Below are 21,580 nucleotides of genomic sequence, written 5' to 3'. Positions count from 1 at the left end.
CCAATATATTTTAGAATACTTTACTAATGATTAAATGTTGGTTTATATAAATATTAAGATAAATGTAGTAGTATTATAGTGGAATTAGTTTTAAAGGTAGGTGAGACAGGTGCCCAAGAATACAAAATATGCAGTCGTTGACATGGAGACAACTGGAACGGATGTCTCTAATGGTGACCAAATTATTCAATTTAGTTGTACTTTTGTTCAAGGTGGTCAAGTGGTCGATTCCTACTCAACATATGTTAATAATGGTGAAGCGATTCCTAAAGATATCACCCACTTAACTGGCATTAACGCCCAGACAATTAAAGGAGCACCAACGTTTGATCAGGTTGCTCCCCATATTTATAAGATACTGAGTGGTACTGTCTTCGTTGCCCATAACGTTAATTTTGACTTTCCGTTTTTAAATGCGGAATTAGAAAGAGTGGGTTATCCTGAGTTAGATATTAAAGCCATTGATACGGTCACGTTGAGTCAAATCTTTTTTCCGGAATTAACGGGATATCGATTAAAGGACTTAAGTCATTATTTTGGGATTTCACACACCCATCCGCATTCCTCTAAAAGTGATGCTGACGCAACTGCTCATTTACTGTTAACAATCATGAAGAAGATTGAAAAATTGCCCTTAGTGACAATTCAGTCTATTCTTAAGGTTCATCCTGATCTCCCTAGAGATACGGTTCAATTTATTGGAGATCGCGAAGAGATTAAGCGGGAACATTTAAAGAATTTGAATTCGCAATATGTGGTTGTAAATGGGATTGCGCTAAAAAACCAAGTACCATCCTATTCAATCTCAGAGCACAATTTGATAAAGTATCCTAGGACTAAGAAGCAGAAGGAACGCCAATTTATGGGTAAGTTAAATTGGCGAAGTTCACAAAGTAAAATGATGAACTTAATTTATAATAATTATCATGATAAAGAAAAACCCACCTATAATTTATTAATTGAAGCACCAACCGGGAGTGGGAAAACCCTGGGATACATGGTTCCAATGGCTTATTTGGTTAATGAAGGTGAACAGCTAGTGGTCAGTACTTCTACCAATGGACTTCAGGAACAGTTGTATTCTACAATTAAGAGTCAACTAGAACCGTTACTTAATACTAGTTTTGATGTTGCCATGTTAAAGGGTGTCAATCATTATATTAATCTAGAACGGTTTAGCAAAACACTTCAATTTCACGATAAATCTAAACAGTCACAATTCATGAAAGCACGAATCTTGGTCTGGCTCACTGAGACAAGCACGGGTGATCTTGACGAATTAAATCTTCCCAATGAAGTTCCCTTTATTGATCAAATTAATTATCAAAATTCTCATGTGGAGACGGATAAGAAGAATTCTTTTCTAGATGTTGACTTCTTACTTGCTCAATTGAAGCGGGTGGAACGTGCTGATATTGTTATCGTTAACCATAATTATCTTTTTGAGAATAGTCATCAATTAAGTAGTTACATGACTTCAAAGCCATACTTAGTGGTTGACGAAGCTCATAAGCTGGCTGACGTTGCGTTTTCATCGCAAGAAAAAGTCATTAAATTCAATACTTTAAAGAAAAATATTGGAAGGGTTAAGAATGATTTATTTCAAACCCACGGGTTAAATTTAAATGAAATCTTTTCTGACGATATTGATGAGTTAAATCGACTTAATGGGTTAGATTCCCGGCTAGATGCTATTTTTGATACGAATCAGTTGATTTTACAGGATTTTAAGGTCAAATTCATGAAACCCGTTACTACTAGGCGTTCTGAGTCTTCGATTAGTGCAAAAGAACTACTTCAATTTGTGAAAGACCATCAGGGTCAAATAAACCATTTGACTCATATTAACGTAAAATTGGAAGAATTTATAAATACTTTCAAAAAGTTAGTTAAGAAGGAAAAGAATCGTTGGACGATTTCTGATGAAGCTTTGATTGAAAAGTTTGAACGTCATTTACTTACAATTACTGATTACATTGATAGTGTTAATGTGGATCAAGTTAAGCAAAGGGTTAGTGAGCGATCCTCTTTTTACTGGATCTATTATACAGAGGATCTAGATCCTAATCATGTCATCCTCATGACTGGCGATTTTGCTTCCAAAAATAAGTTAAAGGAAAATATCTATCACTATTTTAAGCCAGCAATTTTTACCGGTTCGACGTTGTTTACATCAAAAAAGTCACAGTATATTTTTGATCAGCTTGATTTAAGTCGGAGTGATACGAGAATGAAACGGCTAAAATCTTCTTTTGATTATTCCAAGCAAACTGAAATGATGATTTCTGAAACGACACCGATGCCGCCTAGTGTAGATAATGATGAATATATCTCTTATCTGGCTAACTCAATTTGGAAGCTTATCAACGCTAATGCAGTACCAACGCTAGTACTGTTTAACTCATTGGATATTTTAAAAAAAGTGTACGAAAAATTAGATCAGAACAATAACGGTAATTTTATGATTCAAGCCGCCGGTGTTTCTGGGAGTCAAGAAAAAATGATCAAAAGGTTTGAGTCAACCAAGGATGCAGTTCCGGTAATACTTGGAGCTAATGGTTATTTTGAGGGTGTTGATTTTTCGGATAATTTACTCAAGCAACTCATTATTACCCGGATACCGTTTGAATCTCCCAATAATCCGGTTGTTTCAAGTCGGGCTAAGTTTTTAAAGGAACAAAACAAGAATCCATTTTATAATTTTGACTTACCAGAAGCTATTATCAAGACTAAACAAGGTGTGGGAAGATTGATTAGAAGCTCAACTGATTATGGTATCATTAACTTTTTGGACAGTCGTTTGATTGACAAACGGTATGGTAAGCAAATCATCGATGCGCTTCCCTCTGATTTACCAATTAAAACGGGGTCGATCGCTAAGATTGTTAAAGATGGTCAAGATTTCTTTAATAAGAGGGATTAATTAATTATTAAACAAGGAAAGTTTGCTATAATGATGCATGTAAAAGCTAAATAAAAGAGGAATTTTCATGTACAGAGAACAATTAAAACGAAAAAGGACTCATCGGATTCGATGGATAACTGTTGCGGTGATCGTTCTAATCATTCTGGGTGTTATTATTTTCTTTCATGTTGCTAAAGCACCCCAATTACGCGCTCGTTCTCATGTCACTACGGTAGCAGAAAATAGTGCTGGATTTCATGATATTAATCATTTCTACTCGTCTAATTTAAATAAGACATACTATTCAGTTGGTGGTTATAATAAACAGAATCAGTATGCGTATGCCATCTTACCTAAGAACGGGAAAAGTATGCAGGTCGTTACCCAAAAGAGTGGGATTACACAACAGGAAGCAGAAAAGACGGCTCAAAAAATTGGGAAAGCCTCTAAGATTATTAACACCGGACTTGGGATTTATCAGGATCAGCCAGCCTGGGTGGTTTCCTATTTAAATCAGAACAATCGAATGAATTATGTCACGGTAAATTATAAGACGGGCAAGATTGTGCAAACCATTAAGAATTTGTAATGATGAATTATTGAAGGAGGAATAAAATGAGTGAAAATTTAGAGCGCTATTTAGAAAGTGGTTCAATTAGCGTTTCTGGTTTTTTATTGCAGCATTTCTCTGAGTTGGGGATGACCCCAACTGAATTAGTGGTCTTCTTGGAGTTAGTACTAGCTCGTTCTAAAGGGGATTTGTTTCCAAGTGCTACTGAGTTGTCGAAAGCAACTGGTTTAAAAGAAGACGATATTTATAATTTATTACATCAATTAGTTACTAAAAAGATTATCAACATTTCTAGTACGAAGTCTGGGAAGGACGAATATAAGTTTGATCTTTTAAATCATAAAATGGACAAGTTGCTTGATTCTACATCGTTAGTAAACACTAATAATCATGCTCAAAAAGAGCGTAACAAACAAAGTAATGATATTAAGGAACGAAAAGGATTATTTAAAAAAATTCAAGAGGAATTTGGTCGGCCATTATCTTCAATCGAGTTGGAAACAATCAATCAATGGCTTGAACAAGATCATTACTCACCAAAGATTATTGAATTAGCCCTCAAAGAGGCGGTGCTAAGTCAGGTTTATAGTTTGAAGTATATGGATCGAATTCTTTTGAATTGGCAGCATCGCAACATTAAAACCGCTGCACAAGTTCAAGAGGCAAATGAGCGACGTCAACGAAGTTTAAATAATGATCAACCAAGAAAACCAAAACAAAATATTCCGATTTTTAAAATTAATCAATAGTGCGTAGATAAAAAATATCTACGCATTTTTTTGACTAGGGTGATAAAATTTAAATAAAAAGTTAAAAGTTACTTTAACTTAATCAAAAAAACAAAAAAGACCCAAACAATAAAAACGGATGGGTCTTAAATGAATATTTAATTTATTGATTTGGAGTAGAAGTACTTGAAGCTTGGCTATTATTAGGAGATGGGGCGCTCTGACTATTATTGTTATTATCGACATGACTTTCAATATTTTGTTTAGCATTGTCAATAGCACTATTGGTCCTTTGATTTGCAGAATCATCGTTAGGCTCTTCAACCTTAGAACTAGACCCCGATGACGTCTGACTTGAACTAGAATTATCGTCAGATGATGATGAACTGTTGGAGTCTTTTGAACTTGATGAATTTGAGACAACTGAACGATTCTTGGATGCTTGTCCAGATTGACTAGCATTATTAGCTGAAACCGCGGTTCCCATGTGGCCTTCGATATAGTATTCGTTTACGCCATCTCGTTTGGTTTCAATCACATTATCCGGCTTCTGCCAATCAATATTAGGTTTATTAGCAGATGCCTGTGACATTACTTCTTTGTAGTAGGTTTGAGCAATTCGTGTTTGTGGCTCGGAAATATAGTTTCCGGGTTTAAATTGATGGTCATATCCGGTCCAAATAGAAAGTGAGAAATTCTTCGTGTATCCACTAAACCATGAATCCATTGATGATTGATCAGGAACTTTCTTAATCCAATCATCCGGATATTGGGTAGTACCGGTTTTACCGGCTTGGTAAAGTCCAGGAATCTTAGCAGCAGTTCCAGAACCATTAGGGGAAGTCATGACGCCTTTGAGCATGTCATTTATCATAAAGGCAGTATCTGGTGACATGGCTCGATGCCCCTTAGGGCTGTATTGCTTTTCAGCTCCGTTGACATTAACTACTTTATTGATTAAATATGGTTTGTAATACGTTCCACCATTTGCAAATGCAGCATACGCAGCTGCTTCCTGCTCTGATGAGATATAGGCACCAATTCCGTTTTGTAGTTCAAGTGGTTTATTAAATGTCATTCCTAATCCAGCCAAAAAGTCTTGTGATCGTTGGATTCCAACCTGTTGAAGGGTCCTGATTGCAGGAATATTACGTGATTCAACAAGTGCTTTTCGCATCGTGATGGTACCTTCATGCTTATTGTCAAAGTCTTGAAGTTCTTTATTTGTTCCGGGATACGTGAAGGGCGTGTCTTGAACAGCTTGATAAGTTGGCCATTTCAAGTATTCAATTGCTGGTCCATAGTCCATTAGTGGTTTCATAGTTGATCCACTTGAACGATCGATTTGAATTGCACGATTTAATCCAAAGGCAATTTTTTGTTTTCTTGATCCAAGCATCGAAACCACTTTACCGTTATTGGAATTTACCATCGTGGCACCAATTTGGAAGTTATTGTTAGGAAATTGAATAGGTGAGTTGGGATCGTTGGCCAGTTTATACATTTGTTTTTGAGTGTCCATATTCAAGTTTGTATAAACCTTATTTCCAGCATTTAATTTGTATCCCTTTTTGTCTAGTTCTTGAACAACTTGTTGGATATAGGCATCGGCATACTTCTCATTTTTTGCGTATGGAGACGAATTTGAATTGTGTTGTTTAACCAGACCATCTTGAATACTGGTCTTTTCAGCTTCACTAGCTTGCTCCTTGGAAATCACTTTATTGTTAGCCATTGCTTCTAGAACTTGATTTCTTCGTTCAGTTGCTAACTTAGGATTTGTATAAGGATTATATTGAACAGGAGCTTGAGGTAAACCAGCCAAAAAAGCCGTTTGTGGGAGGTTAATCTTCTTTAATGGTTTATTGAAATAATAATCGGAAGCAGTTTGCATTCCGTAAGCATTATTACCCATGTAAACCTTGTTGATATAAAACTCTAAAATTTGTTGTTTACTATAATCATGGTCGACTTTGACCGCTAACCAGGCTTCTTGAGCTTTTCGTTTTAGCGTTTGGTCGGATGCCTTAGTCGAAAAGACTGATAATTTGACTAATTGTTGAGTAAGGGTACTGCCACCCTGTAAACCACCTTGGCCACGAAGATTTGAAAATGCTGCTTCAACAATTCTAGCAGGATCAATCCCATGATCCTTATAAAAATGACGATCTTCAATTGAAATAATCGCATTTTTTAGATTATCAGGAATCTGATCTTGTTTTACGTAATCCCGATTTTGGGCACCTAAACGCGAAATTATTTTACCACTTGAATCATAAATCGTCGTTGAATTATCGCTTGAAAGGGTATTATAAGATATCTTTGGAGCACTAGCTGCATAGTAAGTAAAAAGCCCTGCTCCACAAATAAATATGGCAACGATTACTGCTAAAATCCATAAAATGATTTTTTTCCAAAGTTTCATCTTTTTCCTTCTTGGTCGCTGATGATGCTTAAACCTTTGTACCCTAGAAATATTTTCATCTGAATCAGCCATTAGACTTCTCCTTTACATATTGTTCTTATTATCGATAATTTGATCAACCGCTCTGAGGTACGGAATCAAGGGTTGAAGATGGTACTTAATTTGGTATGCATTATCCTGAAGCTCTATTTTTGAAATTGACTTTCTTCCGCCCTGATTTTGTCGGTCCCAATAATAGAATAGATTCGGTCCTTCAAGCACAAAAAGTTCATTACTTTTAACAAATTTTATCATTGCAAAGGTGATCCCACCTAATTTGGTGCATTTTTTCATGTGTTCAATTTGATGTTTATGAAAGTTACTAAGAGGAAAAGAAGTGGTACTAGTAGTTTCTTTAGCATCAAAATCAATATATTTGCCACGATAAATACCGTTATAGTCGGTTGTAGAAGCATGCTGGAAATATGCCTCCCTAATAACGGCTGCACTACGTTTGGGGTAGTCAACATTTACAATTTGAATTGGGGTAGGCTTTTTATGAACCACTGCAATATCCCTTTCCAAATAATATTGGTTGCTTTCATTTAATTCAGCTTCAAGGGACATCCCCCGATCACCGTATTTAATGGTAGATTTATTTTTTTTAATGATAAGTTTACTTGATTTACTGGTACTTCGATAGGAATTACCGTTAGGATAATGGAAATTCATTGTATAACCTCAATCCATTTATTAAAAGTGATCATGTTATCATATACGTAGTATATTATAGCAATTGTAGGTAACTTGGAGAAATAATTATTGAAAGGTGGATAGAAATGAGCCGCGTTTGGGTATCAGGGTACCGGAGTTATGAATTAGGAATCTTTCAAAATGATGATCCTAAGTTAAAAATTATTAAGCAAGCTTTGTTTGATCAACTTTCACAGTTAATTGAAAATGGATGTGACTGGATTATCACCGGCGGACAGCTCGGGATTGAGCAATGGACGGTTGATGTTTCTAAAGAACTTCAAAAAAAGTATCCACATGAATTTCAATTAGCAGTAATGTTACCATTTAAAAAATTTGGGTCAAACTGGAATGAAGATAATCAAGCAAAATTAAATCGAGCAGTTTCTAAAGCTGATTTTGCAAGTTCAGTAAGTGACCATCCGTATGATTCACCTAAACAATTAAAAAATTATCAACGATTTATGCTAACGCATACAGACCAGTCGTTATTAGTGTATGATCCAGAAAATGAAGGTAAAACTAAATATGACTATCAAGCTATTCACCAGTTTCAAAAAAATCATGCATATCCGATGCAATTGATCGATTTTGATCAGTTACAAGATCTTGCTGATGATTATCAAAGACAGTTAAATGATGACTTTTAGTTTTATTTCTGATAGAATAGAATTATGCGGAAATGATTGGTGAGGTGTGCATTAATGGAAAATATTAATTTTACTCCAAAACAAATTCTACAAAAGGAATTTAAGCAAAAAATGCGGGGTTACGATCCTGCTGAAGTTGATACTTTCTTGGATAGTATCATTAAGGACTATGAGACTTTTCAACGTGAGATTGATCAGTTAGATCAGGAAAATCAAGATCTAAAGTTAAAAGTTGACGAATTATCTCGTCAAGTATCAATGGGATCGAGCACACAAAGTACTCAACGTCCTATCGAACGTTCAAGTGCTCCACAACGGGCACCAGAAGAAACAACTGCTGAGCCAACTAAACCTGCTGAGGAAGCATCAAAGAATACTGCTTCAAGTCAGCCGGCTCAAGGTCAGAATCCTACTGACATGGATATCTTAAAACGGTTATCCAGCTTAGAGCGTCGTGTATATGGCGAGGATTCAGATAAATCTAATAGGTTTTAAAGACTTGGTGCAGGTCCTGAGTAATCGCGGTCAACAATTGTTGGCTGAGGAAAGTCCACTCTCGCACAAGCTGAGATGCTTGTAGTGTTCGTGCTCGGTGAAAAAATAAGCCGAGGGATCATTGATTTGATTACGGCGAAAGAAAGAACTAAGGCAATTGCTATGCTCTAGTATTTCATAAAGTGCCACAGAAACGACTAATTTGAGAAATCAAATTATTGGAACGCAGTAAACCCCGCGAGCGGGAAACCCAAACTTTGGTAGGGGAGCTTCACACACGGAAATTGAACCAAGTGTGGGGGAAGAACAATTTGTTCTTGAGATAGATGATTACTACTTAACCACTTTTTCCTGAAGTTGTGGTTAAGCACAAAACATGGCTTATAGGGGCCTGCACCATTTTTCAGGTTGAGTGGGATCTTCCCACTCTTTTTTTATATAAAAGGGAATGAATAAAATGAAAAAATTTAATTTAATGGCAACTTGTTCTGCTGGTTTAGAAGGCTTAGTAGGAGATGAGTTGCGGGAATTGGGATACGATTCAGAAGTTAAGAACGGAATGGTTCTTTTTACTGGAACGATTACTGACATTATTAAGGCTAATTTATGGTTAAGAACTGCAGATCGAATTAAAATTATTGTGGGTCGTTTTAAAGCGACAACTTTCGACGAGTTGTTTGAGAATACTAAGAGGTTGGATTGGGAAGACCTTATCCCGATGGACGGAAAGTTTCCAGTTGAGGGACGTTCACAAAAATCAGTTCTTCATAGTGTTCCAGACATTCAAGCCATTACTAAAAAAGCAATCGTTGAGAAGATAAGTAAATTTTATCATCGTCGCACCAGATTACCTGAATCAGGTGCACTCTATCCACTTGAAGTTCGGGTTAATAAAGACGAAGTTATGGATACATTAGACACTACCGGTCCCAGTTTGTTTAAACGTGGATATCGGGTCGCAAAGGGTGAAGCACCCCTAAAAGAAAACATGGCAGCTGCTCTAATTCTTTTAACAAATTGGCATCCAGAACAAATGCCATTTCTTGATCCAATGTGTGGGTCTGGAACCATCCCCATTGAGGCGGCTTTAATTGCTAGAAATATTGCCCCGGGTTATAATCGTGAGTTCGTATTCGAACACTGGGATTGGGTGGATCCAGAACTTGTAAAGAAAGTGCGTGCCGATGCAGATTCAAAAGCTGATTATGACACTGAGTTTGATATCATGGCCTCTGATGTTAATGAAAAAATGATTAATTACGCCAAAGTAAACGCTGAGGAAGCTGGTTTACTTCATGATATTCAGTTCAAACAAGTGGCCGTTCAAGATTTTCATACCGATAAACAAGACGGGGTTTTAGTTACCAATCCGCCATATGGTCAAAGAATGGGTGATACTAAAGAAGCAGCCCAGCTTTATCATGACATGGGGAAGGTATTTATTCCTATGAAAACTTGGTCTAAGTATTACTTAACCAGTGACTTAAATTTTGAAAAAGAATATGGCAAAAAAGCCACTAAACGACGTAAATTGTATAATGGGCGAATCAGAACGGATTATTTCCAATACTGGGCTGAGCAAACTTTTAACAAGAAGGATAAGTAATTGAAAAAGAAAATCGCGATTATTGGTGGTGGAATAGTTGGTTCCACCCTTGCATATTACCTAAGTCAACTTCCAAATGCTGATGAACGAGAGGTAACGATGTTTGACGATAGTTATGGGCAAGCAACCAAAGCTGCTTCAGGAATCATATCACCATGGTTGTCGAAACGTAGAAATAAACAATGGTATAACTTAGCAAAGGCTGGAGCTAAGTTGATTCCTAAAATTGCTGATCAAACTCAAATGAATTCAGCAACTTTTAATAGTAGTGGGACCATCATTACAAGACAAGATAATAACGATTTAGATGACCTCTATGCTTTAGCTAAAAGAAGGTCTCAAACAACTCCTGAGATAGGAAACATAATGAGGTTAGATAAAAAAGAAGTGCAAAATAAAATTCCCATTCTTACGATTACTCACCCAGGAATTTTTGTTTCCGGAGGTAGTCGGATTAATGGGAATCTCTTCTGCAAGTATTTAGTTGCAATCGCCCAAAAACGAAATTTGACTCTTTATAAGGGCAGAGTGATACTTACTAGTGACCATACCATTAGTTTTAAAGATCAACTATTAAGTTTCGATCAAATTGTCATAGCTACCGGTGCTTGGGTAAAAGAAACACTTGCTCCTCTTAACATTAAAGTAAAAGTCAGACCTCAAAAGGGACAACTGGTAGAATTAAAAGTATCTGATATTCCAGCCCATGAGAACATGCCGGTGATGATGCCAGAAGGAGAATATGACTTTATTCCGCTTGGACACGGAAAATTGATTATTGGAGCTACTCACGACGATGAAAAGGGCTTTGATTTAAAAGAGGAACCAAAGGTTAATGATGAATTGCTTAATTCAGCCAAAAAATTAATTCCTACCTTGGATTATTCTGATATTATTGGTAGTAGAGTGGGAACGAGAGCTTATACAGATGACTTTGCTCCCTTCTTTGGTTCAGTCCCCAATTACAAAAAATTGTTGATCGGTAGTGGTCTTGGATCGTCGGGTCTAACTACTGGACCAATGATTGGAAAATTATTATCGGATTATATCGTTTTTGGCACTACTAAAGACTGGGATATGTACGAAAAACCAATCTCTAACTACGTTAATTAATTAGAATGAAGAGCTTGAAAAGCTAATTCGTGAGCACCTAGATTTTGAGTGTCTGGAATCCATTTAGTTAACACCATTGCGAAATGATTTTGTAATTTAACGATTTCATCAACGTATTTTTGATAATGTTTGGCGTATTGTTTATTAAGACTGTCGCTTAAAATGGAACTGTCAGTGTAGTACAGGACAGTAATATCACTTGGATGCTTGTTAATACTATTTAAATGATCACAAAGCTCTCTTAGGGCAGTGAGGCATGCTTTGAATTCACCAATATGATTATTCTTTGCTTTACATTGCTTTTTAATTTGAATTTGTTGTTTTTGATGAAGAATTAAAATTCCAATTCCACATTGATTACTTTTAGGTTTAATAGCTGCATCAGAATATAATTTATACATTAATAAATTACTCCATTCGTTTAATAAAGAGGTTTAGACTATGATAACTCAAAAGAGAAAATTTTTGTATCAACCAAATATCACTACTAGTATTATCTGCTGGAGTTGGACGTTTATTGTTTTGCTAATTGGGGTGATCATTTGGTTAGAAATAACTCACTTTCAAGAAATTACATTAGGTTTTTTTATTGTTTTTATCCTACTATCATGGATTCAAATTCATTTTAGAAAGTTAATCTTATCAAATAAGACATTAACAGTGCGGAGCGTGTTTCATCCCAAGGGGATTCAAATGAATATTAAGGACATTATTGATATTCATTCCAAAAAATTTCAATTATCTTTCAACTATAAGAATAAAAACTATAATTTTATACTTCCCAACAATTCTATCATCGAATTAAAAGAAGCTTTTAGCACTGAAGTAAAAAAATAGAGGGTGTATGAATGAAAACTGACATTGAAATATCACAGGAAAGTCAATTGGATCCGATTCAAGATATCGCAAGTAAACTTTCGATTCCCAAAAACGAAGTTGATCCATATGGAAAGTACATGGCAAAAATATCAGGTAATACTCGTGATCGACATACTAAAAAGAAACTGATTTTAGTAACTGCTATTAATCCCACTCCGGCTGGAGAAGGGAAATCCACTGTATTAATTGGTCTTGGCGATGCGTTAAATCAACTAAATAAAAAAGTTGCCATTGCTTTGCGGGAACCTTCTATGGGTCCTGTGATGGGAATGAAAGGTGGAGCAGCCGGAGGCGGATTTGCTCAAGTTGAACCAATGGTTAACATTAATCTTAATTTTACGGGAGATATTCATGCTTTAACTTCTGCTAATAATACTCTAGCAGCACTGATCGACAATTCGATTCAACAGGGAAATCCTTTACATTTAGATCCACGTAAAATTCAGTGGCACCGAGCGATGGATGTTAACGATCGTGAACTAAGAAATATGGTGATTGGACTAGGTGGATCTAAGTCCGGCGTTCCTAGAGAAGAGCATTTCGAAATCACAGCTGCAAGTGAATTAATGGCCATTTTGTGTCTATCAACTGATTTAAATGATTTAAAAGAACGTATTAAGAATATTTTAATTGGATACACTTATGATAATGAACCAGTTTTTGTTTCAAATCTGGGGGTTGAAAGTGCTTTAACAATTATTTTAAAAGATGCGATTAATCCTAATCTAGTTCAAACATTAGAACATACCCCAGCGTTTGTTCATGGGGGGCCGTTTGCTAATTTAGCTATGGGGTGTAACAGTGTTCAAGCTACTAATGTGGCTCTTAAAGTTGCTGATTATACGTTAACTGAAGCAGGATTTGGTTCTGATCTAGGTGGTGAGAAATTCATGGATTTGGTATCACCACACTTAAATGCAGATCCGAGTGCAGTCGTTATGGTTGCATCAATTCGTGCTCTAAAGTTCAATGGTGGGATTAGTAAAGAAAACTTAGCTATACCAAACGTTAAAGCATTAAAATCTGGAGTAAAAAATCTTGATCATCATATTAAGGCAATGAAATCCTTTAACAAACCAATTATCGTCGCCATTAATCAGTTTACTGATGATTCCCCTGAAGAAATTAAGTGGTTAAGTGATCATTTAAGAAAACAAGACGTTGAATTTGGTATTAGTAAGTCATTTCTTGAGGGTGGTAAGGGTTCAATTGACCTTGCTCGAAAATTAATCAAACTTGTTGAGAATAATGCATCCATTAAGCGAATTTACAATGATGAAGATTCCTTGATTGATAAAATTAATAAGGTCGCTAAAAAGATTTATGGAGCAAAGGACGTTGTCCTTTCTGGGAAAGCCATGAAGCAATTAAAGGGCATTGAAAAAAATGGATGGGATAAACTACCGATCTGTATTTCTAAAACTCAATATTCTTTATCAGATAACCCCAAAAGATTAGGCTATCCAAGTGGGTTTACTTTGCATATTACTGAATTATTGCCGAAACTAGGAGCAGGATACATTGTGGCGATGGCTGGAAAAGTAATCACTATGCCGGGATTGCCTAAGCATCCAGCTGCAGCAGAAATGGATATTGATAAAAATGAAAAAATCACCGGATTATTCTAAAAAACAAATCTTGGCATGGATATGTTTGGCACTAATGTTCTTGGTCCTTCTGATCTTTGATCAAATTTCAAAATGGTGGATTCGGATTAACGTTCCACTTGGAAAAGAAATTTCATTCATTCCTGGAGTCATATCACTGACTAATATCAATAACACTGGTGCTGCTTGGAGTTTTCTTGCTGGGGAATCTGTCATTTTTGAATTCATCGCCACTGGGGCTGTTTTGGTTTTTATGATATTTATTTACATCGAAAGATATCATATCGGATACTTGTTTGGTTTAACGTTGATGTTGGTTGGAACGATTGGTAATTTGTTAGATCGGCTGTTTTTAGGAGCAGTTACCGATATGATTCAATTAGATTTTATAAATTTTCCAATTTTTAATATAGCTGACTCCTGTGTAACGATTGGTGTGATCGTCCTGTTCTTAGTTATCGTATTAGCAAAACCTGAGAGTGAGAAAAATGCAAAATAGAGAATTTAGAGCTGATAATGAAAACGAGCGACTTGATAAATTGGTTTCGGATCACTATGAAGATTTAAGTCGTAGTCGTGCAAATGAATTGATCAAGGATCATTTAATTTTAGTTAATGGTGATACTAAAAAGCCGAAATACCAATCCCAAAATAATGACCTCATTCAAATTTCTATCCCTGAGCCTAAACAAATGAATTTAGTACCAGAAAACATTAAGCTGGATATTATTTATGAAGATGATCAGGTGATTGTGGTCAACAAACCACAAGGTATGGTAGTCCATCCAGCTCCCGGTCATCCTGATCATACGTTAGTTAACGCGCTGTTATATCATACAAAATTATCTTCTATTAATGGAACAGTCAGACCAGGAATTGTTCATCGCATTGATAAGGATACTTCTGGATTGTTGATGGTAGCTAAGACCGATATTGCTCATAGATCATTGTCCAAACAACTAAGGGAAAAAACTAATCGCAGAAAGTATTTAGCGTTGGTTCATGGTAATATTAATGAAGAACGCGGTACCATTGATGCTCCGATTGGTAGATCTTTTAAAGACCGCAAGAAACAGGCAGTAATTCCCGGCGGAAGGAATGCCATCACTCATTTCCACGTTCTTGAACGGTTTGGTGGGAAATATACTTTAGTGGAATGTCAGTTAGAAACCGGAAGAACTCATCAAATTAGAGTCCATATGAAATATATTGGTCATCCACTCGTTGGCGATCCACTTTATGGACCTAAAAATACCATTAAAGGGAAAGGACAGTTTTTACATGCTGCTGAACTGGGATTTAAACATCCAGTTACACATGAAGAACTCAATTTTAAAGTTCCAGCACCACCAATTTTTCAAAAAACAATCGATCAATTAAGAAAACAGTATTCTGATATCAGTTAAGGAGTGACATTTATGGCAAAAGAGAAAGTTGTAGTTGATGGCATGGCCATGCAACGTGCTTTGACACGAATCACTTATGAAATTATTGAGAAAAATAAAGGTATCAACGACTTAGTTTTAGTTGGTATTAAGACTCGTGGAGTTTATTTGGCAAGAAGAATTGCTAAACGCTTGGAAAAACTTGAAAATGCTAAAATTCCGGTTGTGGAACTAGATGTAACCAAATATCGTGATGACTTAAAGAACCGAAAAACAAAGCCTAATCCAACTAATAATGATGGGGTAGACATTAATAATAAAAATGTAATCCTAGTTGATGATGTGTTATACACTGGCCGGACTGTCCGGGCAGCATTAGGAGCAATCAATGAAATGGGAAGACCGAAGAGAATTGGTTTAGCTGTATTAGTTGATCGTGGTCATCGTGAACTACCAATTCGGGCTGATTTTGTTGGGAAAAATATTCCTAGTTCAAAGGACGAAAAAGTTAATGTCTTGGTTTCAGAAATTGATGATCGTGATTCTGTCGAAATCGTTTCTAACAAGTAAGGGACCTTCATTATGACTAAAAGATATTTAATCCTAAATGATGGCACTTCATTTGTGGGAAAATCGATGGGGGCTGAATCAACCGTAACGGGCGAGATTGTTATGAATACGAATCTTAATGGCTACCAGGAATCAATCACAGATCCAATTTATCACAATCAAATCGTGGCATTCACACAGCCTTCAGTTGGAAATATCGGAATCAATCGAAAAAACTATGAGTCTATTTTGACATCAGCTAAGGGTGTGGTTGTTCATCATAGTGAAGATATTTCAACTAGTTACTTAAAAAATATATCTTTAGATACATTTCTTAAGCAACGTAATATTCCGGGGATAACTGCAATTGATACTCGTTATCTTTTGAAATACATTATGGCACATGATATTTCAAAAGCGAGTCTCGTTGATGTTAATGATGAACATGCATTTGATCAGTTAAATGCAGCCGTTTTAAATAATCAGCAGATTCAACAGGTTGCCACACCCAAACCTTATTTGGTCCCTGGGAATGGCAAAACCGTTGCGGTACTTGATTTTGGCTTAAAAGAAGGGATTATTCGTCAATTATCTCAAAGGAATTGCAATGTAATTGTGCTTCCCTTTGACACTTCATACCAAGAAATCATTGATCTTGACCCAGAAGGAATTATTTTATCAACAGGGCCTGGATCTCCGCACGAAATTGATGAAAGTGTTTTAAAGACGATTGCTAAATTAGAACAGGCACTTCCAGTTTTTGGTATGGGATTAGGGCATGAATTGTTAGCTATGGCTAATGGAGCCAGTGTTTATCGAATGAGACTTGGACACCATGGAAGCAATCATCCCATTCAAAAAATTATTACTAATCAAATTATTTATGCTAATCAAGCTCAGGATTATGCCGTAGATCCAAATTCTATCGACACATCAAAACTAATTGTGACATACATAGACTTAATCAATGGAACAGTTCAGGGAATTAGGCACCGTGACTATCCAAGTTTCTCAGTTCAATTTTCTCCGGATGGGTCTAGTGGTCCAACTGACAGTATTGACTTATTTGATGAATTTCTAGAAAGTATCACAGCTCATGGGAGATAGCCTAATGAAAGACGATATCAAAAAAATCTTAATAATCGGAGCAGGACCGTCTGGAATTGGTCAAGAATGTGAGCTTGATTCCGCTGCATTTCAAGCACTAAAGGTTTGGAAGAAACTTGGGATTACTACTTTTCTTTTGGATAATAATCCATATTCAGTAATATTACAGGAAATGAATCCTGATAATGTTTCCATTAAACCTGTTAATACTGAAAATGCTAAACATGTTATTGAAACAGAGAACATTGATGCAGTTACCTCAGTTTTCGGCGGAGTTAATGCACTAAAGGTTATTCAACGCTTAAATAAAAATGGAATATTAAAAGAAAATAATGTAAAAATTATTGGTTTAAATGATGATAATATTGATCTGTTTAACAATGAAAATCGATTGAATCAAAGATTAAAAGAATATGGGATTCCCACCCCTGATTATTATATTGTTGATAATTTTGATGATTTAAGGAATGTAATTGATAAAATTTCATTTCCAATTTCTGTTAGACCGTTAGATCCTAAAGTTCGACAACAACGGTTGATTTTTCAAAACATGGAACAAATAACTAACGATGCTGATACCATCTTTGAGGAGTCAAAGTCTAGTAAATGCCTAATTGAACGGGAAATTGTCGGCTACAAAGAAGTTGGAACGGTTTCACTGCGTGATACAATGGGGACAAAATTGATGGTATCTTCTTTAGAAGATATGAATCCAGTCGGAGTGAACTCAAATGATTCGGTCGTTTATACCCCGGCACAAACTTTAAGTGATACCCAGATTCAAATGATGCGATCAATTTCATTTCAGGTCATGGACGTTTTGGGAATCAAGGGCGTTTGTCATGTACAATTTGCTCTGAATACTGAAACAAATGATTGTTTTGTTCTAAAGGTAAATCCTAGTTTTAACATGAGTACTACCTTAGCAGCAAGATCAACGGGATATCCAATTGCCTTAGTTACCTCACAATTATTATTAAATTATCCAATTACTAAAATTAAGTTACCAGCACGTTTTCATAAATTTACGACGGTGCTTCAACCAATCAGTGATCATATCACGGTAAAAATCCCCATCTGGCCGTTTGAGCAATTACCTGATGCTGATTCACGACTTGGAACTAAAACCAAATCCATTGGATCAGTAATTGGGGTAGGTCGTAGTTGCGAAGCCGCTTTGTTAAAGGCCATTAGAAGTTCGCAATCGAGTCCAAAAGATGTTTTGCCAAGTTATTCTGAACTTTCCGAAGATGAACTAATTTCACAATTAATTCACCCAACCGATATCCAACTCCCAATTCTATTTGAAGCCCTCTCACGTCATTATAGTATTGAAGATTTACAAGAATTGACCAAAATTGATCAATTTTTCTTTGTGATCATGGCAAATATTGATAAAAGTCGATCGTATATTTTTAAACACCAAAATGACGCTAAAGCTTTCAGGTTAGCTCATGAAATGGGATTTGGTGATGGAATGTTGTCATCCATTTGGCATACAGATATCAATCAACTTCGTCAAAAGGATTCTTATAAAACCTATAAAATGATCGAACCAACGGCTGGAGAATTTCCCGAAAAAATTAATTCCTTTTATGCTAGTTATGAAATTGACAACGAATCTAATCAAATCGGGAATAACACCGCACTAGTAATTGGAAAGGGTAGAAATAAAATTGGCCCCAATATTGCTTCTGATTTCTATACTAGTGAAATATTAATTCAACTTAAAAAGATTGGATTTGACACTGTAATTTTAAATAATAATCCTAATTCTGCCTCCTTAGCGCCAATGATGAGTGACAAGCAGTACATTGAACCAATTCAACTGGGAGAAATTTTAGACGTCATTCAAACTGAGAAACCCCAATACGTCTTTCTGCCGGGTAATCGTCACTTCCTAATTCGTGAACTTAGCAAGTATCATGATTTCAAGTTGGTGGTTTTACCACCAAATCAAAAAGATGCAGTTTGGTATGGATCTCATGTTGATTTTGCGTTTGATTTATTAGTAACGGAGAACAAAATAGTTCCAATTTCAACCGTGGGGTTTAAATCCGGTGATGGAAACGATGACGATATCAGTCTTCAAACAGATTATTATGTTCCTTATGGTAAAGATGTTTTGAACGTGGAAGGGCTAGTTGAACGAGCTAAGGTAGCGGTGAAAAATCAGAGTCTTCATGGACTAGTTCAGGTTCTTTTTTACAGGGATCAAGACAAGATTAAAATTACTGGTGTGAGACCACTTCGAATTACCGAGACCGTTCTTTTAAATATGTCCACTGGAATTAACTGGATTGGGGTGCTGGTCAGGATGGCCACCGGACATTTAAATATTGATAAAATTGTAAATACCGTTCCCAAAATTGATTCTTCAACACACTTTACGGTGATGCAGGCTTCTTTCCCATTTAAGCAACTTGGAGTGTACGATTATCAAAAAGACCGATCACTCGAGTCAGGGGCTAAATTATCAATTGGTCATACTATTAACGAAGCAACCAACAAGTTATTGAAGTAAAAAAACAAGATACTAATTAGTATCTTGTTTTTTACTATTCTCTCTTAAATGTTTAACAATTGCTTCCGTTGGCGTTACGTAAATCGTATTTTGCCCCCGATAGGTAACAAAACCGGGTTTCCCTCCATTGGGCTTTTTTACAGCTTTTACTTTAACGTAATCAACTGGCACGTTGGCAGATGCTCGTGCTTTGGAAAAATAAGCAGCCAGTTCAGCAGCTTGAAGAATTGTCTGTTCAGTTGGATTGAAAGATCTAATTATTACATGAGATCCGTGGATATTTTGGACATGAAGCCAAGTATCACGTTTATCTGCTGTCCGAAGGGTAAGTTGATCATTTTGTAAATTATTTTTACCAACCAAAATTATCTCACCATCATCTGAGACAAACTTTTCAGGTTTGCTAACTTTAGTTTTATGATGTTTACTGTTACCTTTTTTTGGCTTCCTAATGTATCCACCATTTTTTAATTCTGTCTTAATGTCATCTAAATCACGTGGATCCGCGATTTCAATTTGGGATTCAATACTCTCAAAATAATCAATTTCATCCTGACATTCCTTGATTTGCTTAACTACATATTCCTTTGCATTTCGCTTTTTATCGTATTTTTTAAAGTATTTTTGAGCATTTTCAGAAGCTGAGAGGGAAGGATCTAGTGAGATAATGATCTCCTTATTATTATTGTAAAAATTGGGTAGTTTAATCTCTTTAGATCCAACTTTAACTTGATTTAAATAAGTCATTAAAATCTCACCTTTAACCCGTAGGTCATCTGCATGCTCAGATTCTTCTAAGGTATTTTGTAATTTTTTAAGCTTTTTCCGATTCTTTTTTAATTCATTTTTGGTAATTCGAATTAATTGTGACCCTTGTTCTCGAACTCGCTCACGTTGAACCTTAGTTTGGTAATATTCATCTAACATTTCGCTTAAAGTTTTAAATCTTTTATCCGGCTGAATGCCGATATATTGAAATGCTGAAAATTGTAATTTTCCCTTCATATCATCTCCAATAATAGGTTCTGGATTTTCGAAATGATTAAAAAATTTCCAATATTTTTGTTTTAAAGTTGATCCAGATACATGAAGGGCACTTGCGAGCGCATAGGACGTATCAGTCCCAAGTCCTTGAAGATATTTACGTAATTGAGTAGCAAATACATCTACATTTGGAAACTCACGATTGATTTTTTCAATTTGTGTAAATTCTTTTTTGTTAACTTGAAATGGATCAACCAGATCTTGTTTTGGGGGTTGAATATATTTAGATCCTGGAAGAATGGTTCGGTATCGATTTTGAGCAGATGAAATTCTTCTAACTGAATCAATTATTGATGAATCTTTAGCTTGAACTAAAATGATGTTACTATGACGTGCCATTACTTCAATGACAAGGACTAATTCCTCAATATCACCTAATTCATTCCTTGTATTAAAATGAATGTGAATAATCCGATCATTGTTTACTTGATGAATTTTGCTAATAAAACTTCCACTTAAATGTTTTCTTAACGTCATTGCAAAGTTAGTTGGAACTTTCGGATTTGTAAAAGGGACGTTTGTAATTTGTACTCGAGCGTATGAGGGATTCGCTGATAATAATAACTGATAATTATTATGATTAGAACGAATAGTTAAAATAATTTCATTAGGGTAGGGCTCGTTTATTTTTGAAACACGTCCGTTTAGTAATTTGTTATTTAATTCATGACTCATTGCATGTGTAAATGATCCGTCAAATGACATATATAACACTCCTTTTTGCTTCATTGTCCAGTATAACTTATATTGTTGAGTGGTAGCACATAAATATTAAATCCGTAATCTTGTATTAGGCAATTAATGGTATAATATTTTACGGAGGAATATCAATGAAAAATAGTTTAACTGCTCTTAGAGTTGTTGGAAAAATGCATCAACAACAGCTCCAAGCTCTTACCAAAAAATCAAATCTTACTATTTCAGAATGGCAATTGTTAATTGCCATTGATGATGGCTATACGACCCAAGAATCGCTTTCTAAGTCAATGAAATTAGATACATCAACTTTATCGCGACAATTGAAACGATTAGTTGTAAAAGAAATGATTCAAAAGAAAGCCATTGGGCAGGATAAACGCCAGTTAATATACAGTATTACTGATAAGGGTAAGAAGACATGTCATCAAATTAGTAATGACTACGAAGATCTTTCCACACAAATTTTTAATCAGTGGACTGATGAAGAAAAGAATCTTTTAAAGATTCTCCTCAATCGATTAGAAACAAGTATGAAGAAAATCCGTAAATAGGTTAGGTGAA

19 protein-coding genes and 1 other RNA gene are annotated in these 21,580 nt (G+C 35.6%); 16 read left to right on the top strand and 4 right to left on the bottom strand.

What is annotated here, in order from left to right; genetic code table 11:
- The first annotated feature begins 109 nt into the window (after window positions 1-109).
- The 3 genes from AC6UD6_RS03255 (at window position 110) to AC6UD6_RS03245 (ending at window position 4,225) form a co-directional block, all read left to right on the top strand.
- Complete coding sequence (locus tag AC6UD6_RS03255; protein WP_500695664.1) at window positions 110-2,923, top strand: helicase C-terminal domain-containing protein; 2,814 nt, start codon at window positions 110-112, stop codon at window positions 2,921-2,923.
- Window positions 2,924-2,990: 67 nt separating this feature from the next.
- Entirely contained in the window at window positions 2,991-3,494 is a 504-nt protein-coding gene (locus AC6UD6_RS03250) for a cell wall elongation regulator TseB-like domain-containing protein (RefSeq protein ID WP_500693735.1), read from the top strand.
- A gap of 26 nt (window positions 3,495-3,520) precedes the next feature.
- Window positions 3,521-4,225: a DnaD domain-containing protein gene (locus AC6UD6_RS03245; protein ID WP_500695663.1), complete on the top strand. Its 705-nt coding sequence runs from the start codon at window positions 3,521-3,523 to the stop codon at window positions 4,223-4,225.
- Between the two features lie 142 nt (window positions 4,226-4,367).
- Here AC6UD6_RS03245 and AC6UD6_RS03240 read toward each other — a convergent pair whose 3' ends face one another.
- Entirely contained in the window at window positions 4,368-6,701 is a 2,334-nt protein-coding gene (locus AC6UD6_RS03240) for a PBP1A family penicillin-binding protein (protein WP_500695662.1), read from the bottom strand.
- A gap of 12 nt (window positions 6,702-6,713) precedes the next feature.
- Window positions 6,714-7,340: a Holliday junction resolvase RecU gene (gene recU, locus AC6UD6_RS03235; RefSeq protein WP_500695661.1), complete on the bottom strand. Its 627-nt coding sequence runs from the start codon at window positions 7,338-7,340 to the stop codon at window positions 6,714-6,716.
- A 107-nt stretch (window positions 7,341-7,447) separates the two neighbouring features.
- Here recU and AC6UD6_RS03230 point away from each other — a divergent pair, with 107 nt between their 5' ends.
- The 5 genes from AC6UD6_RS03230 to AC6UD6_RS03210 all read left to right on the top strand — a co-directional run bounded on the left by AC6UD6_RS03230 (window position 7,448) and on the right by AC6UD6_RS03210 (window position 11,225).
- Complete coding sequence (locus AC6UD6_RS03230) at window positions 7,448-8,011, top strand: SLOG family protein (protein ID WP_500695660.1); 564 nt, start codon at window positions 7,448-7,450, stop codon at window positions 8,009-8,011.
- A 54-nt stretch (window positions 8,012-8,065) separates the two neighbouring features.
- Window positions 8,066-8,506 (top strand): cell division regulator GpsB, encoded by a 441-nt coding sequence (gpsB, locus tag AC6UD6_RS03225; RefSeq protein ID WP_500693740.1) that lies wholly within the window; start codon window positions 8,066-8,068, stop codon window positions 8,504-8,506.
- A gap of 12 nt (window positions 8,507-8,518) precedes the next feature.
- Window positions 8,519-8,895: RNase P RNA component class B (rnpB, locus tag AC6UD6_RS03220), an RNA gene on the top strand.
- Between the two features lie 68 nt (window positions 8,896-8,963).
- On the top strand, window positions 8,964-10,112 hold the full coding sequence (locus AC6UD6_RS03215; RefSeq protein WP_500695659.1) for a THUMP domain-containing class I SAM-dependent RNA methyltransferase: 1,149 nt from the start codon (window positions 8,964-8,966) through the stop codon (window positions 10,110-10,112).
- Window positions 10,113-11,225 carry an NAD(P)/FAD-dependent oxidoreductase gene (locus AC6UD6_RS03210; protein ID WP_500695658.1) on the top strand — a complete coding sequence of 371 codons (1,113 nt, stop codon included), beginning with the start codon at window positions 10,113-10,115 and terminating at the stop codon, window positions 11,223-11,225.
- Here the strand turns inward: AC6UD6_RS03210 and AC6UD6_RS03205 are convergent.
- Window positions 11,222-11,626, bottom strand: a complete 405-nt coding sequence (locus AC6UD6_RS03205) for a reverse transcriptase-like protein (RefSeq protein ID WP_500695657.1) — start codon at window positions 11,624-11,626, stop codon at window positions 11,222-11,224. The genes AC6UD6_RS03210 and AC6UD6_RS03205 overlap by 4 nt on opposite strands.
- 40 nt (window positions 11,627-11,666) lie before the next feature.
- Here AC6UD6_RS03205 and AC6UD6_RS03200 point away from each other — a divergent pair, with 40 nt between their 5' ends.
- From AC6UD6_RS03200 to AC6UD6_RS03170, 7 genes are read left to right on the top strand one after another with little or no spacing between them, the layout of a single operon-like run.
- A complete protein-coding gene (locus tag AC6UD6_RS03200; protein WP_500695656.1) occupies window positions 11,667-12,062 on the top strand; it encodes an EbsA family protein in 396 nt (131 codons plus the stop codon).
- Window positions 12,063-12,073: 11 nt separating this feature from the next.
- Entirely contained in the window at window positions 12,074-13,732 is a 1,659-nt protein-coding gene (locus AC6UD6_RS03195) for a formate--tetrahydrofolate ligase (RefSeq protein ID WP_500695655.1), read from the top strand.
- Window positions 13,707-14,210, top strand: coding sequence for a signal peptidase II (gene lspA, locus AC6UD6_RS03190; RefSeq protein ID WP_500695654.1), 504 nt, complete (start codon window positions 13,707-13,709; stop codon window positions 14,208-14,210). The genes AC6UD6_RS03195 and lspA overlap by 26 nt, the downstream gene beginning before the upstream one ends.
- Window positions 14,200-15,117: an RluA family pseudouridine synthase gene (locus AC6UD6_RS03185; RefSeq protein ID WP_500695653.1), complete on the top strand. Its 918-nt coding sequence runs from the start codon at window positions 14,200-14,202 to the stop codon at window positions 15,115-15,117. The genes lspA and AC6UD6_RS03185 overlap by 11 nt, the downstream gene beginning before the upstream one ends.
- Window positions 15,118-15,129: 12 nt before the next feature.
- Complete coding sequence (pyrR, locus tag AC6UD6_RS03180) at window positions 15,130-15,666, top strand: bifunctional pyr operon transcriptional regulator/uracil phosphoribosyltransferase PyrR (protein WP_500693748.1); 537 nt, start codon at window positions 15,130-15,132, stop codon at window positions 15,664-15,666.
- Between the two features lie 12 nt (window positions 15,667-15,678).
- Window positions 15,679-16,752, top strand: coding sequence for a carbamoyl phosphate synthase small subunit (locus tag AC6UD6_RS03175; protein ID WP_500695652.1), 1,074 nt, complete (start codon window positions 15,679-15,681; stop codon window positions 16,750-16,752).
- Between the two features lie 4 nt (window positions 16,753-16,756).
- Entirely contained in the window at window positions 16,757-19,276 is a 2,520-nt protein-coding gene (locus tag AC6UD6_RS03170; RefSeq protein WP_500695651.1) for a carbamoyl phosphate synthase preATP-grasp domain-containing protein, read from the top strand.
- Between the two features lie 12 nt (window positions 19,277-19,288).
- On the opposite strand, the gene AC6UD6_RS03165 is transcribed toward AC6UD6_RS03170, so the two are convergent.
- Window positions 19,289-21,025 carry an Rqc2 family fibronectin-binding protein gene (locus tag AC6UD6_RS03165; RefSeq protein ID WP_500695650.1) on the bottom strand — a complete coding sequence of 579 codons (1,737 nt, stop codon included), beginning with the start codon at window positions 21,023-21,025 and terminating at the stop codon, window positions 19,289-19,291.
- A 125-nt stretch (window positions 21,026-21,150) separates the two neighbouring features.
- Between AC6UD6_RS03165 and AC6UD6_RS03160 the strand changes: the two genes are divergently transcribed.
- Window positions 21,151-21,570, top strand: a complete 420-nt coding sequence (locus tag AC6UD6_RS03160) for a MarR family winged helix-turn-helix transcriptional regulator (RefSeq protein WP_500695649.1) — start codon at window positions 21,151-21,153, stop codon at window positions 21,568-21,570.
- The last annotated feature ends 10 nt before the right edge of the window (window positions 21,571-21,580 follow it).

This window comes from Fructilactobacillus sp. X8R2C1 (genome assembly GCF_059900955.1).
This window is presented reverse-complemented; position numbering and strand designations above follow the sequence as displayed.

Coding starts and splice junctions, on each gene's coding strand:
- AC6UD6_RS03185 (WP_500695653.1), top strand. CDS start 14,200: ATGCAAAATAGAGAATTTAGAGCTGATAATGAAAACGAGCGACTTGAT.
- AC6UD6_RS03245 (WP_500695663.1), top strand. CDS start 3,521: ATGAGTGAAAATTTAGAGCGCTATTTAGAAAGTGGTTCAATTAGCGTT.
- AC6UD6_RS03205 (WP_500695657.1), bottom strand. CDS start 11,626: ATGTATAAATTATATTCTGATGCAGCTATTAAACCTAAAAGTAATCAA.
- AC6UD6_RS03250 (WP_500693735.1), top strand. CDS start 2,991: ATGTACAGAGAACAATTAAAACGAAAAAGGACTCATCGGATTCGATGG.
- AC6UD6_RS03165 (WP_500695650.1), bottom strand. CDS start 21,025: ATGTCATTTGACGGATCATTTACACATGCAATGAGTCATGAATTAAAT.
- AC6UD6_RS03215 (WP_500695659.1), top strand. CDS start 8,964: ATGAAAAAATTTAATTTAATGGCAACTTGTTCTGCTGGTTTAGAAGGC.
- gpsB (WP_500693740.1), top strand. CDS start 8,066: ATGGAAAATATTAATTTTACTCCAAAACAAATTCTACAAAAGGAATTT.
- AC6UD6_RS03230 (WP_500695660.1), top strand. CDS start 7,448: ATGAGCCGCGTTTGGGTATCAGGGTACCGGAGTTATGAATTAGGAATC.
- AC6UD6_RS03240 (WP_500695662.1), bottom strand. CDS start 6,701: ATGGCTGATTCAGATGAAAATATTTCTAGGGTACAAAGGTTTAAGCAT.
- AC6UD6_RS03175 (WP_500695652.1), top strand. CDS start 15,679: ATGACTAAAAGATATTTAATCCTAAATGATGGCACTTCATTTGTGGGA.
- AC6UD6_RS03195 (WP_500695655.1), top strand. CDS start 12,074: ATGAAAACTGACATTGAAATATCACAGGAAAGTCAATTGGATCCGATT.
- AC6UD6_RS03170 (WP_500695651.1), top strand. CDS start 16,757: ATGAAAGACGATATCAAAAAAATCTTAATAATCGGAGCAGGACCGTCT.
- AC6UD6_RS03200 (WP_500695656.1), top strand. CDS start 11,667: ATGATAACTCAAAAGAGAAAATTTTTGTATCAACCAAATATCACTACT.
- recU (WP_500695661.1), bottom strand. CDS start 7,340: ATGAATTTCCATTATCCTAACGGTAATTCCTATCGAAGTACCAGTAAA.
- lspA (WP_500695654.1), top strand. CDS start 13,707: ATGAAAAAATCACCGGATTATTCTAAAAAACAAATCTTGGCATGGATA.
- pyrR (WP_500693748.1), top strand. CDS start 15,130: ATGGCAAAAGAGAAAGTTGTAGTTGATGGCATGGCCATGCAACGTGCT.
- AC6UD6_RS03160 (WP_500695649.1), top strand. CDS start 21,151: ATGAAAAATAGTTTAACTGCTCTTAGAGTTGTTGGAAAAATGCATCAA.